At 44.4% G+C, this 15,563-nt stretch carries 19 protein-coding genes and 1 pseudogene; 6 read left to right on the top strand and 14 right to left on the bottom strand.

Translation table 11 applies throughout. The features are described 5' to 3' along the window. Position 1: 1 nt before the first annotated feature. From UCH003_RS01915 to UCH003_RS01905, 4 genes and pseudogenes are all read right to left on the bottom strand, one after another. On the bottom strand, positions 2-370 hold the full coding sequence (locus UCH003_RS01915) for a response regulator (protein WP_060825224.1): 369 nt from the start codon (positions 368-370) through the stop codon (positions 2-4). Next, positions 370-765, bottom strand: coding sequence for a CZB domain-containing protein (locus tag UCH003_RS14010; RefSeq protein ID WP_231964826.1), 396 nt, complete (start codon positions 763-765; stop codon positions 370-372). Before UCH003_RS14010 ends, UCH003_RS01915 begins: the two co-directional genes overlap by 1 nt. A 33-nt stretch (positions 766-798) precedes the next feature. Then, positions 799-1,176, bottom strand: a pseudogene (locus tag UCH003_RS14005) (methyl-accepting chemotaxis protein); the annotation flags it as partial. Positions 1,177-1,833: 657 nt separating this feature from the next. Further along, positions 1,834-2,367 (bottom strand): NifB/NifX family molybdenum-iron cluster-binding protein, encoded by a 534-nt coding sequence (locus tag UCH003_RS01905; protein WP_082709127.1) that lies wholly within the window; start codon positions 2,365-2,367, stop codon positions 1,834-1,836. 115 nt (positions 2,368-2,482) lie between these two features. Here UCH003_RS01905 and UCH003_RS01900 point away from each other — a divergent pair, with 115 nt between their 5' ends. Next, positions 2,483-3,070: a DUF134 domain-containing protein gene (locus tag UCH003_RS01900; RefSeq protein ID WP_060825222.1), complete on the top strand. Its 588-nt coding sequence runs from the start codon at positions 2,483-2,485 to the stop codon at positions 3,068-3,070. A gap of 12 nt (positions 3,071-3,082) precedes the next feature. Here UCH003_RS01900 and UCH003_RS01895 read toward each other — a convergent pair whose 3' ends face one another. After that, on the bottom strand, positions 3,083-3,850 hold the full coding sequence (locus UCH003_RS01895; protein WP_060825221.1) for an undecaprenyl-diphosphate phosphatase: 768 nt from the start codon (positions 3,848-3,850) through the stop codon (positions 3,083-3,085). A 270-nt stretch (positions 3,851-4,120) separates the two neighbouring features. On the opposite strand from UCH003_RS01895, the gene UCH003_RS01890 reads away from it, so the two are divergent. After that, on the top strand, positions 4,121-5,440 hold the full coding sequence (locus UCH003_RS01890; protein ID WP_060825220.1) for a double-cubane-cluster-containing anaerobic reductase: 1,320 nt from the start codon (positions 4,121-4,123) through the stop codon (positions 5,438-5,440). Then, positions 5,440-6,198, top strand: coding sequence for an acyl-CoA dehydratase activase (locus tag UCH003_RS01885; protein WP_060825219.1), 759 nt, complete (start codon positions 5,440-5,442; stop codon positions 6,196-6,198). The genes UCH003_RS01890 and UCH003_RS01885 overlap by 1 nt, the downstream gene beginning before the upstream one ends. A gap of 73 nt (positions 6,199-6,271) precedes the next feature. Here the strand turns inward: UCH003_RS01885 and UCH003_RS01880 are convergent, their stop codons facing one another. The 7 genes from UCH003_RS01880 to UCH003_RS01850 all read right to left on the bottom strand — a co-directional run bounded on the left by UCH003_RS01880 (position 6,272) and on the right by UCH003_RS01850 (position 11,075). Beyond that, a complete protein-coding gene (locus UCH003_RS01880; protein WP_060825218.1) occupies positions 6,272-6,736 on the bottom strand; it encodes a hypothetical protein in 465 nt (154 codons plus the stop codon). A gap of 10 nt (positions 6,737-6,746) precedes the next feature. Next, complete coding sequence (locus tag UCH003_RS01875; protein ID WP_060825217.1) at positions 6,747-7,259, bottom strand: cytochrome b; 513 nt, start codon at positions 7,257-7,259, stop codon at positions 6,747-6,749. Positions 7,260-7,268: 9 nt separating this feature from the next. Beyond that, complete coding sequence (locus UCH003_RS01870; RefSeq protein WP_060825216.1) at positions 7,269-7,706, bottom strand: hypothetical protein; 438 nt, start codon at positions 7,704-7,706, stop codon at positions 7,269-7,271. Between the two features lie 88 nt (positions 7,707-7,794). Continuing rightward, positions 7,795-8,685, bottom strand: coding sequence for an ATP-binding protein (locus UCH003_RS01865; protein ID WP_158509027.1), 891 nt, complete (start codon positions 8,683-8,685; stop codon positions 7,795-7,797). A 319-nt stretch (positions 8,686-9,004) separates the two neighbouring features. Continuing rightward, complete coding sequence (locus tag UCH003_RS01860; RefSeq protein WP_060825214.1) at positions 9,005-9,664, bottom strand: response regulator transcription factor; 660 nt, start codon at positions 9,662-9,664, stop codon at positions 9,005-9,007. A 23-nt stretch (positions 9,665-9,687) separates the two neighbouring features. Next, positions 9,688-10,797: a nickel/cobalt efflux transporter gene (locus UCH003_RS01855; RefSeq protein ID WP_060825213.1), complete on the bottom strand. Its 1,110-nt coding sequence runs from the start codon at positions 10,795-10,797 to the stop codon at positions 9,688-9,690. An 8-nt stretch (positions 10,798-10,805) separates the two neighbouring features. Further along, entirely contained in the window at positions 10,806-11,075 is a 270-nt protein-coding gene (locus UCH003_RS01850; protein ID WP_060825212.1) for a metal-sensing transcriptional repressor, read from the bottom strand. Between the two features lie 87 nt (positions 11,076-11,162). On the opposite strand from UCH003_RS01850, the gene UCH003_RS01845 reads away from it, so the two are divergent. From UCH003_RS01845 to UCH003_RS01835, 3 genes are all read left to right on the top strand, one after another. Then, the gene (locus tag UCH003_RS01845) at positions 11,163-11,684 is read left to right on the top strand and encodes a nucleoside phosphorylase (RefSeq protein ID WP_060825211.1); all 522 of its coding nucleotides are present in this window, start codon (positions 11,163-11,165) and stop codon (positions 11,682-11,684) included. After that, positions 11,674-12,912: an SPL family radical SAM protein gene (locus tag UCH003_RS01840; RefSeq protein WP_060825210.1), complete on the top strand. Its 1,239-nt coding sequence runs from the start codon at positions 11,674-11,676 to the stop codon at positions 12,910-12,912. The genes UCH003_RS01845 and UCH003_RS01840 overlap by 11 nt, the downstream gene beginning before the upstream one ends. A 121-nt stretch (positions 12,913-13,033) precedes the next feature. Beyond that, entirely contained in the window at positions 13,034-13,690 is a 657-nt protein-coding gene (locus UCH003_RS01835; RefSeq protein ID WP_060825209.1) for an SDR family oxidoreductase, read from the top strand. Between the two features lie 2 nt (positions 13,691-13,692). Here UCH003_RS01835 and UCH003_RS01830 read toward each other — a convergent pair whose 3' ends face one another. Together UCH003_RS01830 and UCH003_RS01825 are read right to left on the bottom strand one after the other, a co-directional pair. Next, positions 13,693-14,715, bottom strand: coding sequence for an ABC transporter substrate-binding protein (locus UCH003_RS01830; protein ID WP_060825208.1), 1,023 nt, complete (start codon positions 14,713-14,715; stop codon positions 13,693-13,695). An 11-nt stretch (positions 14,716-14,726) separates the two neighbouring features. Then, positions 14,727-15,563 carry a class I SAM-dependent methyltransferase gene (locus UCH003_RS01825; RefSeq protein ID WP_060825207.1) on the bottom strand — a complete coding sequence of 279 codons (837 nt, stop codon included), beginning with the start codon at positions 15,561-15,563 and terminating at the stop codon, positions 14,727-14,729.

Genomic DNA, 15,563 nt, shown 5'->3' with positions numbered 1-15,563 from the left:
ACTATTTGACAAGCTCACGGATTTTTTCTTCAAGCACTTTCATCGAAGAAAACGGTTTCATAATGTAGTGCGTTGCGCCTTCGCGGTGCGATTGAAGCACTTTATCCAACGTCGAGTATGCCGTCATCATGACGATCTTCAAATCGGGTGCTTTTTCCCGTAACGCTTTTAAGACGTCCAATCCGCCCATTTGAGGCATCATAATATCCAAGAAAACAATATCGTACTTCCCGTCCACGCGCGTTAACGCATGGGTCGGGTTGCTAAAGACGTCCACTTCAAAACCGCCGAGTCGTCTTAAATACTTTTCGATCATATCCAAAATATCTTGCTCATCGTCGATGATAGCAACTTTTATCGTTTTCGCCATTATGCACCCTTTATCGTTCGATCGAATAAGCGATCTTTTGCTTCCAACATTAATTTTTTAGCTTTTTCTTCAACCATACTGTCTAAGCTTTCAAAAACACTGCCGCTTGCCGCTTCGATTTGCGATACCATCTCTTCGATGTGCGCCTTCGAGCAGATTGCCTTTCCTTCGCCGCACTCTTGGGCTAAACGGTTGGCGATCTCATGCACCTTGGCATGCGGATTTTCAAGCTTAGCATACGAAGGCATCGCATGAAATTCCTCTTTCCCGATACCTCTTTCGTACCAATGTCCCAAACGGCATTCATGGTGCGTAACGGCCTTAAACTCGTTTTTTTCGCCGAAAAGTAGCGAATAGACGTTATTTTTATAGATGACGTGGTCGATTTTTGCCAAAGATGCGAAGATTTTATCGCTCAGATGATCGACCTCAAAAACCGAACGCGTTGCGTTTTTCTCGAAAGAGACGATTTTGGTCGTAAGCTCGTCCGTTTGCTTTTTGGTCGTTTGTGCGATTTGATTGACTTCGGCGGTACTTTGTTCGGTTTGGGCGGACTCTTGTTGCATCGTTTTAACGACCATCGCAATCTCTTTGGTGGCCTTTTGCGTTCGTTCCGCCAAATTTCGTACCTCATCGGCAACGACGGCAAATCCCCGTCCGTGTTCCCCCGCTCTTGCGGCTTCGATAGCGGCATTGAGAGCTAAAAGGTTGGTTTGATCGGCAATATCCTCGATGAGTTGTACCACGCTTGAGATTTCACCGCTGCGTTGCGAAAGCGATTTGGCATTACCGACAACGTCGCTCATCAACACACTTAACGTATCCATCGCCGAAGAAGCGTTATGCGCTAAACTTAGTCCGTCGCGCGCTTCGCTTGAGATTTGCGACGACTCTTCTTTCATCGTCTTTAAATCATTCAAGATTTCGGAAAAGGTTTGTTGCGAATTTTTAAGCGCACCGGAGATAGAATCTTGATGCATCGAGAGAATATGACTGTCTTTGGCGTTACGCACGTCGGTTTTGATGATGCTGTAAGCGACCCATCCTTCGCTAAGACGTTTGCTTCGCAACGTTCCTTGACATCCGTCCATGCTAATATTTTGCATCGATTCGTTTAAAAGCGCGGCTAATTTTTGCGGCTCTTGTATCGTAGCGCGTGCCAAATCGTTTTGCATAACGATCGATTTGGAAGCGTCGAGTACTACGATCATCTCTTCTTGCGAAAACAAAGAGAGTTCCTTAAGTAAAGCGTTTTCGGCTTTAAGCGTTTCGATTTCTTGACGTAAAATTCCTAAGGCCTCGGGTTCTTTTTTCTGAAAAAACATCACTCTTCCTTGCTGGGTCTCTTATATTATAGAACGAAACTATAACATTTTAATGACGTTTTTACGAAATTTTTGACGAAAGAACCGGCTAAAGATGCCAAACGCAACGAAGAAGCGCGTTTGGCTTTTTACGAATACTTATGCGTGTTCGTGGTGGCAGCAACCGTGCTCGTGATGATGCCCGTGTTCGCCGCATTCGCCCTCTTTGTGACCGTGACGATGCGCCGAGGCAAGAGGATTGCGGTTTTTCTCGCAACATTTGACTTTGGAGCGAAACGCACCTTCGTGCGAATCATGACAACCGTGGGATTTTTTGTCGTTTTTTTCCTCTTTTAAAAGCGTGTCGTAGTTGCTTGCGCTCACCTCTTCCAAAAGACGATCGTTAAACTTTTGAAGGGCTTGGGCAATCTCGATGCGTTCACTTCCGGCGAAGTAGACGCGAATACCCGCTTTTTGAAGTGCCGCAAACGGTTTTTCGCCTAAATGGTTGGTAATGAGCGTCGTAACGCCCGCTTTTTGAAACCATTGTGCGACTTTCATACCGCCTTCGACTTCATTGGATTGAATCGTGATTTTAGCGTTTTCATCGATCAACGCGAAAAATTTTGCTTTACCGAAAAGCGGTGCTAAAGCACTGTTTTCACTATCGGTTTTAATCGGCATAGCGATCATTTTATCTCCTTTATTTTGGTCATATGTTCGTAATTGTATCACTTTAAATGAACATATGTCAAGTATTTTTAAAGCTTTTATGCTACCATAACTTCTACGATTTAAGGAGTGCTTCATGCCGCGTCAAAAATGCCTTCGTCAAACGTTTTACCAACCGCTTTGTACACGCTTTACGCCTAAAAACGTCACGCACAACGAGTCGATTATGCTTTTAAGCGAAGAGACCGAAGCGTTGTACTGGATGGATTTGATGGGGCTTTACCAAGAAGATGCGGCACAAAAAATGGGTATTTCGCGTCCGACGTTTGCGCGTATTATCAAATCGGCGCATTACAAAGTTGCCTTAGCGCTTTTGGGCGGACACCATTTGGACTTGGAGACCAAGCGCGATCGCTACGTCGTCGCTTTGTGTTGCGACTCGCCAAAGACGCTTTTACCGCTTCAACCCAAAAGAAAATACGTCATCATCGCGACGATTCACGATCATACGATCGTATCGTGGGTTGAGCTTGAAAATCCCGTTTTCGCGCAAAACCTCAAACCGCCCTTGGTGCTTCCCGAACTCTTCCAAAACCATCAGGTCAACTTTTTTATCAGCGAAAAATTAGGGGAAGGACTTCGAAGCGCACTCTCCGCGCGGGGGATTCATATTATTCAAAAAACGGCCGTGGATAAAGAGGTACTAGCGCACCTCTTTGATTGATCGGCTAAAGCGTTAATAGATCGCAAGCAACACCACACCGAAAAGAATGCGGTAAATGCCGAATCCGACAAACGTAAACGTCTCTAAAAACTTTAAAAAAAGCTTGATCGTTGCATAAGCGACGATAAACGAGACAACAAATCCCACGGCTAAAACCGTAAAATTGGCATCACTGAAAAGCTCGCCCCGATGTTTCACCAAGTCGTATCCCGTGGTTGCACACATCACGGGGAACGCGAGTAAAAACGAAAATTCCGCACTTGCTTTTCGCGTCAATCCCACCAACATCGCACCGATGATCGTCGCACCCGCACGCGACGTTCCAGGGATCAAGGCAAAGATCTGAGCGATACCGATCCAAAGGGCTTGTTTGTAACTCACGTTTTCGACATCGTCGATAAAATGTTCTTGGGGTTTGTAAAGCTTTTCGACGATCAAAAAGACGATACCGCCGATGATGAACATCCATGCCACGATGTCTACGTTAAACATCGCTTTGACCTGTTTGGCAAAGAGAAAGCCTACCACGCCAAGCGGAACAAACGCCACCGCAAGTTTCGTCCAAAGCGTGATTTTTTTGGGAGAAAATTTTTCTTTATAGTTTAAAACCACTGCTAAAATGGCGGCAAACTGGATAATCACTTCGTAGGCTTTCACCATGCTATTTTGTTCTACACCGAGCCAGTCGGCAACGACAATCATATGCCCCGTCGATGAAACGGGTAAAAACTCGGTAAACCCCTCAACCACACCCATAATAATAGACTGAAAAATATCCACAAAAATTCCTACATGTAAAGATAAAACGCGATTTTAGCATAAGCCGCGTTAGTCTTTGCCAAACATCGCATACGCAACGTTGTAAGCGGAGAAATTTGCTCTTAATTCGGTAAAGTAAAATTTACCGAATTTTAATCTTTAGTAGATTACAATACATTAATTGCTGTTGGTCTAAGGCTTAGACATACATGAAACGTAGCACTCTTTTCTCCTGCTCACCACTTTACATGTAAACCCAAACAGCACTACATTTTTCACAAAGGAAAAACCATGGGTGTTGAGCTCCACAAGGATTTATTAGGAAGTATCGGTGTTGACGTTGAGCGTCACGCAAAGATGATGGGTGCCGGGTTAGAAGCCTACAAAGCACAGTTTTTAGGACAACCCAATCGCCCTCGCGGTATGGAATATTTCGACTGGTTTATGAGCGAGATTCAAGGGCAACGCATTGCCGAGATCAACGCGCTTCGTGCTGAAAAAAAACCCGCGGTGGGTACGTTTTGTATCTTCGTTCCTGAAGAGATCGTCGTGGGTGCGGGCGGAGCCTGTTATGGCTTATGCGGCGGTTCTAACGCTACCGTAGCGGACGCCGAAACCGAACTGCCTCGCAATATCTGCCCGTTGATTAAATCCGCGCACGGTTTCAAACTTCAACGTACCTGTGCGTATACGCAATCCAGTGATTTTATTTACGGCGAAACCACCTGTGAAGCCAAGAAAAAAGCATGGGAGATCTTAGCCAAACACCATCCCGTACATGTCATGAACATTCCGCATATGAAGCGTGAGAAAGACCTCAAAATGTGGCAAGAGGAGATCAAAGAGTTTAAAGAGCACATCGAAGAGGTGAGTGAGCGAAAACTAAGCCTTGCTGAGATGCTTGAAGGTGTCAAAGTCATCAACGCCAAACGCGACGCGATGAAACGCCTTGACACGCTTCGCGGCATGCACCCAGACGTCATGCCCATTAGTGGCAAAGACGCGCTTTTCATCAGCCAAATGAGCTTTTTAGATGACCCCAAACGCTTTACGCAAAAAGTGAATGAACTCTGCGATGAACTGGATGAGCGCATCAAAGAAAAAGTGAGCGTTTTCCCTGAGAACACCCCTCGCATTATGGTGCTTGGTACGCCTATCGCTCCGCCAAACTGGAAACTCCACACCGCGGTTGAAGGCTCAGGTGCGTGTATCATCAACGAAGAAGGGTGCATCGGACATCGCTACTTTAAAGACAATGTGGACATCGAAGGCGTTCAAAGCGAAGACGAACTCTACGCGCGCTTGATGAAACGCTACTCCAAAATCGACTGTGCCTGTTTCACTCCCAATACACCTCGAACCGATAAAATCGTTCAAATGTATAAAGACCGTAAAGCCGATGGTGTCATCTACTACACGCTCTCCTTTTGCCACACGTACAATGTCGAGTCGCACCTCGTCACCGAAGCGCTCGCCAAAGAGGGCATTCCGTGTCTTGTCATCGAATCAGACTATTCACCTGAAGATGCCGGACAGATCAAAACGCGCGTTGAAGCCTTTTTAGAGAGCATCAACTTCAAGAAAAAAGCGCAAGCGTTTCAGTCCAAATAATGTTTTGGGGCGTAGATATAGGCTCGACCTATACAAAAATCATCGGTATCGGAAAAGAGCGGGAGATCACTCATAGCGCGGTCATCCCGACCATTTTCAATCAAGATGCCATCGTGGGCGAGTATTTGGCAGACAAAGAGGTCAAAATGCTCGTCGCCACGGGCTATGGTCGCTATATGCTGGAAGATTCGCACGGTGCGCCCGTCATCAGTGAAATCAAAGCGCACGCCAAAGGAGCTTACTTTTTTGAGCCAAATGTCGCCACTGTCATCGACCTAGGCGGGCAAGACAGCAAAGTCATCAAAATGGGCGAATTTGGCAGTTTTACCGACTTTCGCATGAACGACAAATGTGCGGCAGGGACAGGAAAATTCCTAGAGATTGCCGCCAATCGTTTAGGGCTTGACATGGAAACTTTCGCCAAAGCGGGCTTTGAGCACGATAAAGAGCTGACCATTTCAAGCATGTGCGCCGTTTTTGCCGAGTCGGAAGTCATCTCCCTTATCGCCAAAAAAGAGAGTTTGGCGAACATCTGCTATGGCGTACACGAATCCATCGCCTCACGACTTGCCTCAATGGCTCGAAAATTTGTCATCAAAGAAAATGAAACCATCGTCTTCACCGGTGGCGGCGCGCTCAACCCTTTCTTGCACCATATGCTTGAACTTAAACTTGAGCGAACCATTCTCATCCCAAAACACCCTCAACTCATCGGCGCTGTGGGTGCGGCACTGTCGGGATTTGAGGTGATGCAGTAGGTTTTACATGTTAGTTCACATGTATAGTAAATACACTCAATCAAAGAGAGAATAGACTCTCTTTGATAAGAGACTACTTCATTACGTATTTGACGTTATTTTTAGACGCCATATGGCACGAAAGACAACTATTGCCTAGCTCTTTCGCACCCTCATAAGCTTTGATCCAATCTTTTTGCTGTGCTGCTTTTTCAATAATAGCAACATCTTCGTCCATCTTTTTATCGTAATAGACCAACATCGCTTTAAATCCCTCTTGATCCTCTTTATCCATAATCACCCATGGCTTTTGTTTGGGAGCAGGATGGGTACGGATAAAATAGATTCCTCGATCAACCAGCAGCTTATTCATGCTGATGACACCGTTTTGAATACTCTCATACGCCATACCCATTCCGCTCATGAGTTGTGCGTAAGTAATGTCTTCTTTTTGCATGCTTGCAACCAAATCATCGGCTGTCTTTTCCTCTGCAACCAAACTAGTGCATGCAATAGCAGTACCTAATACCAAAGTTCCTAAAAAATTATATTTACGCATCTATACTCCTTTAAAACCACATGCGTTTTATAATGTTGCTCTGATGACTTAGCGTATAAGAAACCACTCCTACAATATGCATCACAACTAAAAAGAGAAGCACTTTGGTTAAAAGACCATGCACGACTCCAACGCCAAAATCGTGAAAACTACTGTATAACTCTTTTTCTACTCCAAAAAAAATCATCTGACCTAAAGAAGCACTTTGCGCCAACATAAGGCCGCTTACTCCAACAGCAAGAATAACCGCGTAAATCGCTATATGATTGGCGTGCATGAGCTTAGCGCGCAATGGGCTCATCAGCAATACTTCGGGCTTTGGCGATTTAATGATGACAAAAATGCGCACCACGCTTACTAGCGTTGCAACGATGCCTAAAATCATATGTATTTTCAAAGAACCAAGTTTTTCAACCGTATTGGGGATATCGGATAAAACAAACGTACCCGTCACCAAAAGAAATGCAAGCAATCCCCCACTAAGCCAATGAAGGAAGATGGAGCGTGATGTATAGCGTGTCATAACGGCTCCTTAAATCGCAAGCTTGCCGGCTAACGATTTACGTTGAGCTTCTGTGAGGATACTTAAGATTTTTTCGATACTCTTGGCTTGAGTATCAATCATCTCTTTGGACAAAGACGTTCTGTTTTTGATAAAATGCTCTTTGTCAAAACTGCCGTCTTTATGAATCACCTCTACCGATGCTTTTTCAGCCGATGCATCAAAGTGCTGATCGCGCATCTCAAACATCACTTTTCGAATTTCACTCCATTGCGTTTTTGATAAGTCCATACTAGAGAGCGTCATCATAATGTCTCGCATACTGTTACCGTTAAAAGACATAGGGTGCGAAAAAGGCATCCTGTTTTGTTGGTTACCACAATTCCACCCTTGCACTCCTCCAAAAGCATACAGAGAGCTTGATGCTACCATAACCGTTAAACCAAGTGTGATAAGTTTTGCTTTCATCGTTAATCCTTTTATTGATATATGATGAAAGTATAAAAGACGAAGGTAACCTCTTTCCCAAGCGAAGGTAAATGAAGGTAAATAGCGTTTAGATTTGGATACTTAAAGCGAGACGGTGATTTTCATAATGATAACGCAAAGTGTACCCGTGCAATTCAATAATATTTTTAACAATAAATAACCCAAAACCATATCCGCTTGTACTTCGATGATTTTTTGAGCGCTCTATTTTCCAATCACGAATAGGAGCAGAAATATCTAGGGGTAAAGGCTCACCTTCATTCACAAACGTTATAGCCGTCTGTGAGCATTCAATAAAAACATGATGATTGGGCGAATAACGCAAAGCATTGTCCATGAGGTTTTTAAAACAAATCTGCCATAATGCGCCATCGCCTTGTATCAAACAGGTTTCACAACTTTGATGAACATCTATCGTTTCATCTTTCTTTACATGTAAGGTTTTTATAGCGTGATTTAAGACGGTTACAACAGAGTGTTCCTCGCATGAGACCTCCCCTTTATAGGCGATGAGTTCTTCGAGCATGCGGAAGGTATCGAGTTGCGAATTAATGGTTTCAAACACCTTTTTGATATCTGTATGACTTTGTGTTGAGGGTACATTTTTCAGGTAAAACATCCCTTTTGCAAGTGGTGTTTTAAGCTCATGCATCAATATTTTATTGAACATCTCTCTGGTTTGCACCAAGTAATGAATATAATCAATCGCATGATTGTAGGAATGTTCGATTTGTTGTAACTCTTTATAGGAAGAATGAATGGACAATTTTGAAAAATCACCCTGTTGAAGCTCTTTAAGTTTTTGCCCCATCTCTAAAATTGGATGCAACAGTCTTTGTGAAACAACCAACAAAATGCTTTGGATGCCAAGGAGAGCTAAAAAAATGGTATGAATGAGGCTAAGGGTATAATCCTCTTCTTTATCTTCAAGGTAAATCTCTCCGATAGGGTTATACACGTGTAAAATGTGTTTTCCGTTCTCCTCAAAAATCGTAAACCCTTTGATATCGTCGCCTCTGTGCTCTTGTATCTTGGCTTTGGTGCTAAGCGCTTGCGTAAACAAAGTTACATGATACTCTTGCAGCTCTTTGTTCGTTAAAGGATACGACTGAAACAAAAAAGGTTGTAATGAACTTGCGATACTAAAGTAACGTGCCATGGCGTGCTCATTTTGCAAATGTGTTTGGCGCAGATAAAAATAGCCCCACAATCCAAGAATAACGACAAAAGATACAACAAATAGCAAGCGAATTTGCCCTAAAAGTGAGCGTTTGATATTATTCAACAAGACGATACCCCCTTCCTCGCAATGCGACGATGTGTTCTTTCGAAGAATATGGCTTTACTTTAGCACGAATTTTACTGATAATCATCTCCAAACTTTTTCCTTCCATCGAAGAGATGGCAGGAGCATCGTAGAGCAACTGCTCTTTTGAGATAACATGGCCGTTTTGTTTTACCAATTGCGAAGCGACTTCAAATTCCGCTTCGGTCAGCAGCAAAGGATGCTCTAAAAAAATGACGTCATGGGCTTGTGCGTCAATCATAAAAGCCCTTTTCTGCTTTTCGTTGCTAAATGCATTGACACGGCGAAGCAAACTACTAATGCGTGCGTAAAGCTCATCTGGGTCATACGGTTTTGGTAGATAATCGTCCGCGCCGATTTGAAGCCCCATGACTTTGTCGGCAGTGCTGTTTCGAGCCGAAGAGATGATGATAGGGATTTGACTCTTTTTTCTTAGCTCTCTGCACACCTCCAAACCGTCCATCCATGGTAAGCCTAAATCTAAAAGAATAAGGCTGTACGGCTCAAGTGGCGTAACAAGAGCTAAAAAAGGATCATTACACATATCAACATGTAAGCTTCGTTGAGCCAAAAAAGCCTGAATCAAACATGCAAACTCTTCATCGTCTTCAATGAGCAAAAGACGCTTCATTTTTCATCCTTTTGAAATATCTCCTAACCTAAATGCGACAATCCCTCATATCCGATATACAGACCAATTAAAACAATAATCGCACTGGAAAAATAAGGCGCTTTTCTCACGATATCGCCAAAACCGCTAAATCGCTTTGACATGTAACGAATACTTAGCGCTGCAATAACGCCCGTAAGCACCAACGTGAGTGCCAACCCGATACTAAAGCCTAACACCAATACGGCACCCATCGTCACTTTTTTGAGATGAAGGCACAACAGTAAGACCGTGATGGTTGCAGGACATGGAATAAGTCCACCTGTCAATCCAAAAAGAAGAATTTGAAAGTTCGTGACTTCTTGATTGGCAAAGCGTTTGCGAATATCATTGGCGTGGGCAAGTTCGTGCGCGTCTTGGTAGCCAGGTGCCGTGATATCAAGACCGACAAGCTCCTCATGAACGTGTTCGTGATGGTGTTCAACAAACTCTACGTCGTAGTGTTCGCTCTCACCCTCGTGCGTGAAAAAAAGGTGAGCGATAAATTCATGCGGCTCGGGGATTGCTTCCAAAGACTCTAAACCATCACCGTGACGGGCAAACGAAAAGGATTGAACGCTTCCATCTTTGCGCTCGGTTTGAAGAATGATTTTATCGTGCGCCAAAGAAGATTGCACATCACTTTTGATGCGAAATTTCGGCGGCTGGTTCTCTTCAAAAATCGACAGTTCAATAACACCCGCTTGCGTCTCTATCGTGAAAATTTCATCGTGATGGTGATGATGGTCGTCATGGCAATGATTCAAGCATGCGTGTTGGTCTTTATAGGTTTGGCGTATCATCCACGCGGCAATGGCTAAGATAATGATGGAAGAGGCAATTTGCAAATAAGGCTCGATGGCGCTGTCGCTGTACTGTGCTCCAAAATAAAGACCTGCTAACGCGATGATCCAAACAATCGCCGTATGCGAAATCGTAGCGGCAACGCCAAGCATCGCGGCTTGCCAGACGCTTCCTCGAATAGCGATGATAAAAGAAGCCATCATTGTTTTCGAATGCCCAGGCTCAAGCCCATGCAAAGCACCTAAAACGATGGCACTCGGCAGTAAAATCCAGAGGTTTGCACCCTCACTAATCAAAGAAGTAATATCCATATTTTTCTCTAGAGGTATTTTGTAATGAGTTTAAATTCGTTGAGAATCTCTTTGGAACTCAAACTCCCCTCACCCACGGCTCCATCTAAACAATGATCGATATGATCGTGAATGAGTAATTTTTTAGCGTTATTGACAGCCTTTTCGACGGCATGCAGTTGTTGTGCGATATCGGTACACGAACGCTCACTTTCAAGCATCGTGATGACGCTATGCAGATGCCCGTGGGCGCGTTTGAGCCGTTTGACAACCTCGTCGTGTGAAGTATGTTGTGACATTTTATATCCTATACTAGGGGATAGGATAATTATAGCAATATTTTCAAAGATTGTCTATAATGACCACATAAAAATAAAGGTTTATCCGTGCGTACCATTTCTATTCTTATTCATACTGCCCTTGTCGCCGAAGCCAAGCCCATCATTGGGTATTTTGGGCTTACATGTAAAGCCAAGCAACCGTACAACCTGTATGAAAACGAAAACGTCGCGCTTATCGTCTCAGGTATGGGAAGCGAAAACACACAAGCGGCACTTACGTATGCATTGAGCCTTTATGAGCCCGAAGTTGCCATCAATGTGGGCATCGCAGGATGCACGGATACAAGCATTGCCAAGGGCACACTTTTTTGTACAACGCATCATGATTCAGACGTTCCTTTTGCGACGTGTTCCTCGCATCCAAAGGCGGTAGAAAATCTTTTACATGTAAAAACCATACTGGTCGATATGGAAGCGAAAGCCTTTTTAGATGCCATTCCAAACACCATTGAAAGGTACGTCTTTAAAGTCGTCTCTGATTATTGCGATGGGAGCATTCCAAGCAAAAGTGATGTGGGAAATTGGATAAACAAAAGTTTAAAATTATGGGGAAAATATGTTAGATGATAGACAAGCACATTTTGAAAAAGCCTGTGAAAATACGGCATTTGAAAAATTACATATAAAAACGCAAACGTTCTTACGGAACAAAGCCAATGCCTATCGTCTCAGTTTTTCGGAAATTCAAAATTGCATCATTATCGCCATTGATTTACAAATGTGGAATGAAAATATTGCCATACTTTGGGAAGATAAAGAGCAAAAAAAAGAGACACTAACGCACCTTCAAAACCGATACGAAGCATTAAAAACCAACCTGAAACGCTACCCTCAAACACCGATAGATTTTGAAAAAGAGAGTTTCAAGGTTGAAGAGATCGAAAAGGAGAGCTTAGGACTTGGGTCTTGCCCTGTGGCTTCACCTAAAACGCGCTGCTGCAACTTGATGACTTTGGATGCCGTGGAGAGTTGCGGATTTGACTGCTCCTACTGCTCGATTCAGAGTTTTTACAAAAACAACACCATCACATTTGACAAAACATTCGCGCATAAACTAGAACGTCTAGAACTTGACCCAACAAAAAAATATCACATCGGCACAGGTCAATCATCGGATTCACTGATGTGGGGCAACCGCGCGGGTGTTTTAGAAGCACTGTTTCACTTTGCAAGGAAAAACCCCAACGTCATTTTGGAACTTAAAAGCAAGTCAGACAACATCGCGTATTTGTTGGAAAACGATGTTCCTAAAAATATCCTCTGTACATGGTCACTCAATCCGCAGGTCATCATCGACAATGAAGAAAAGCGTGCCGCAAGCTTGAAAGCACGCATCCAAAGTGCTAGAACTTTGGCAGATAAAGGCGTGCGAGTTGGGTTTCATTTTCATCCCATCGTTTTATTTGAAGGCTGGAAAGAAGCCTACACCGCCATCGCTCATGAACTGACAAACCTTTTTACATGTAAAGAGGTAGCACTCGTTTCGATGGGCACGCTCACGTTCATCAAACCCGTGCTCAAAAAGATCCGCCTGCGGGCGCAAAAGAGTAAAATCCTTCAAATGCCCCTACACGACGCAAACGGAAAATACTCCTATCCGCTTGCTTTAAAAGAGCAGATGTTTAGCACGCTTTACCAAGCGTTTCAACCGTGGCACAATGAAGTCTTTTTTTACCTCTGCATGGAAGATGAGAGCTTGTGGAAAAAGGTTTTCGGACGCGAATATGCGAACAATGAAGTGTTTGAAGAAGCGATGCTTAAAGCATACACAGACAAAATCAATGCGATGCTGTAAATTTTGCGATACAATTTGAGCCGATGGGACAAAAAGCGCCAGCGTTTTGGGGTTCCCATCGTGCCTCAACTCTTGTTGAGAAACATTTAACAGCAAAGCATGTGAACATAAAAGGAATCCAATGAAAACCGTTTTAATGACTGGCGGCAGTAGCGGCATCGGTAAAGCGATCAGAGAGAGACTTCAAGAGGACGGTTACATCGTTTTTAACATCGGCAGGCGCGAAGCGGACATCGTGTGTGACTTGCGGGATGGCGAGACACTTGAAAGCGTTGTGAAAGCGTGGCTGAAAGAACACGATGTGCATGTGCTCATCAACTGCGCTGGGGTGGGACTGTTTGATCCGCACGAGACGATCAGCACCGCTAAGATCAAAAACCTCATCGATGTCAATCTCACCGCACCCATCATTCTCTCCAGCCTCTGTTTGCGCTCTTTGCAAAAAACAAGCGGGCACATCATCAACATCGCGTCCATCGAAGCCACACGCCATGCCAAATACTCAGCCCTTTACACTGCCACCAAAAGCGGGCTTCGCGATTTTGGACTGAGTCTGTTTGAAGAGGTGCGCAAAAGCGGTGTGAAGGTCACCTCTATCAACCCCGACATGACGCAAACGCCTTTTTTTGACGCTCTGCATTTTGAGCCCAGTAACGACGAGCAGACCTATTTACTACCGCAAACCATCGCTCAAAGCGTGTTAGATGTTTTACATATAAACGGTGCGATCACCGACCTGACGATCCGCCCGCAAAAAGTGGGGATTGCGAAAAAGTAACGTTACGCGCCTTTCAAAATCGTTTTGATCTCTTCATCGCTCACGTCGTAACGGTAAAAAAGCCGATAAAAACTACGTACCTCGTTTTCTAAAGAGAGGTCTTGAAACAGATCGGGATAAAGCGTTTTTGCCAACCATAAAGGCTCTAACGCACCCTCGGCACTGCGCACCGCCCACAAATAAACGCCCGTCGGAACGACGTAAACACGACGGTTTTTAACGGCATTGAGTGTTTGAAATGCGGGGTTGTTAAGAATCGTTTCTTGGCTCATTCGGCTATACGTTACGATGACGTCGGGGTTCCATACAAGAACCTGTTCGCCGTTGAGCGTTTTTGCGATCCCTTTCGAATCCAAGGCATAATCTGCGGCGACATTGACGCCTCCGGCGATTTTAACGTATATAGACCCTATATCGCTATCGTTGAGCGTCGTATAGCTTCCCGCCGAAAAATTAAGCGTTAAAACTTTCAGCTTTGGAGAAAGCGTTTGCGTTTTAGCCTGTACGCGCGCTATAACGGCGTCGTAATAGTCGTTAAAAAGCTTTGCGGTTTGCGGAGCATCTTCCCCTAAAATCTCTCCGATCAACGTAATGCTCTCTTTCATCTCTTCGATCGTCGAAAAGTTTGCCACATTCACAACGGCAACACCGGCACTCTTTAATTGAGCGATCTGGGTATCCTTTAAAAAATAAGCGGTCGGTCCGTACACGACTTGCGCTTGAGCGGCAATAATCGCTTCGATATTGACCGAAGGATTACCGACGCTACTTTTTTGCTCTACGGAAGGAAAAACCGTATAGAACATGGTGGAAAGCCGCGGTACGGTCGCGACCATCGTGTGCTCTTTGCCAAGCATACCCGTCACTTGGGCAAATGCCCCGATCAGCGGTACGACCCTTTTGACATGTAAAGGTACGACGACCTCTTTACCGTCGCTATCTTTGAGGGTTCGTACCGCTTCGTCGGCATACAAATGAATACTGATCGTCCAAAAGGCGATCCAGAGCACCAAAAAGTTTCTCATGTTTTTCTTCTTTAGGGTAATTGTAATTCCGAAGGTTTCCACCACATCACATACGTTTGCGTTTTTCGAAGCATTTGCCATTTTCCGTCTTCAAGCGGCATCAAACATCGATCGACGTTATAGCGATAGCGTTCCTCGTGCTCGGGCAAGATTTTCCCCACAAACCGTAAATGTTCATACGCCTCTTCTTTCGAATCGTAAATACGCTCAAACCCGTCGTCCAATACAACGACGCTGGGGTTGGCTCCAAGATCGTAAATGGTATTGAACGTTAGGTTATAGTCAAACATACGCTCATCCGGTAATTTCTTCATCGGAGGAATATCCGTAATGCCCTCCAAAAAATCCAACTGAATTTCCCGTAAACTCGGAGCATTCGCAAAACTCATCACAAAAACATACTTGGTCGCCAACTGATTGAGTTTGAGAATATCAAACATACCGACCGAGCGTGACGCCACGGCAATATCATGCTTGCCGATCTTTGCTACCGCGTCCTTCTCTAACCAACTTTGCAACAAAGGTTTAACGTTATGAAGCCCTGCATCGCGTACGTTTTGCACGCAACGCTCCAACATTTTTTCAAAAGCGTCCACGCATGTCACCGATTTAGCTTTTTGTGCCATCGGCACGGTTAATCTTCCCGGTCCGCAACCGATATCGACGACCGTATCGTCTTGGGTAATACCCATCGCATCGACTTGTTTTTGCGTAAAAGATTTTTCAAGCTTAGCCATGCCGTCGTACATTTCCGCCATCGCATTCCAATCAACGTTTGGCGTTTTAGGGTCTCTAAGCATTGCAAAACGTTGTCGACGCAATGCTTCCCAATTCACAAGTCCGTTCAT

This window comes from Sulfurospirillum cavolei (assembly GCF_001548055.1).
Lineage (GTDB): Bacteria > Campylobacterota > Campylobacteria > Campylobacterales > Sulfurospirillaceae > Sulfurospirillum.
This window is presented reverse-complemented; position numbering and strand designations above follow the sequence as displayed.

What these genes read in the sequence shown, in the direction of transcription:
- UCH003_RS01885 (WP_060825219.1), top strand. Translation starts at nt 5,440, where the DNA reads ATGTTTTGGGGCGTAGATATAGGCTCGACCTATACAAAAATCATCGGT.
- UCH003_RS01830 (WP_060825208.1), bottom strand. Translation starts at nt 14,715, where the DNA reads ATGAGAAACTTTTTGGTGCTCTGGATCGCCTTTTGGACGATCAGTATT.
- UCH003_RS01825 (WP_060825207.1), bottom strand. Translation starts at nt 15,563, where the DNA reads ATGAACGGACTTGTGAATTGGGAAGCATTGCGTCGACAACGTTTTGCA.
- UCH003_RS01840 (WP_060825210.1), top strand. Translation starts at nt 11,674, where the DNA reads ATGTTAGATGATAGACAAGCACATTTTGAAAAAGCCTGTGAAAATACG.
- UCH003_RS01880 (WP_060825218.1), bottom strand. Translation starts at nt 6,736, where the DNA reads ATGCGTAAATATAATTTTTTAGGAACTTTGGTATTAGGTACTGCTATT.
- UCH003_RS01835 (WP_060825209.1), top strand. Translation starts at nt 13,034, where the DNA reads ATGAAAACCGTTTTAATGACTGGCGGCAGTAGCGGCATCGGTAAAGCG.
- UCH003_RS01860 (WP_060825214.1), bottom strand. Translation starts at nt 9,664, where the DNA reads ATGAAGCGTCTTTTGCTCATTGAAGACGATGAAGAGTTTGCATGTTTG.
- UCH003_RS01890 (WP_060825220.1), top strand. Translation starts at nt 4,121, where the DNA reads ATGGGTGTTGAGCTCCACAAGGATTTATTAGGAAGTATCGGTGTTGAC.
- UCH003_RS01915 (WP_060825224.1), bottom strand. Translation starts at nt 370, where the DNA reads ATGGCGAAAACGATAAAAGTTGCTATCATCGACGATGAGCAAGATATT.
- UCH003_RS01875 (WP_060825217.1), bottom strand. Translation starts at nt 7,259, where the DNA reads ATGACACGCTATACATCACGCTCCATCTTCCTTCATTGGCTTAGTGGG.
- UCH003_RS01850 (WP_060825212.1), bottom strand. Translation starts at nt 11,075, where the DNA reads ATGTCACAACATACTTCACACGACGAGGTTGTCAAACGGCTCAAACGC.
- UCH003_RS01900 (WP_060825222.1), top strand. Translation starts at nt 2,483, where the DNA reads ATGCCGCGTCAAAAATGCCTTCGTCAAACGTTTTACCAACCGCTTTGT.
- UCH003_RS01870 (WP_060825216.1), bottom strand. Translation starts at nt 7,706, where the DNA reads ATGAAAGCAAAACTTATCACACTTGGTTTAACGGTTATGGTAGCATCA.
- UCH003_RS01855 (WP_060825213.1), bottom strand. Translation starts at nt 10,797, where the DNA reads ATGGATATTACTTCTTTGATTAGTGAGGGTGCAAACCTCTGGATTTTA.
- UCH003_RS01905 (WP_082709127.1), bottom strand. Translation starts at nt 2,367, where the DNA reads ATGATCGCTATGCCGATTAAAACCGATAGTGAAAACAGTGCTTTAGCA.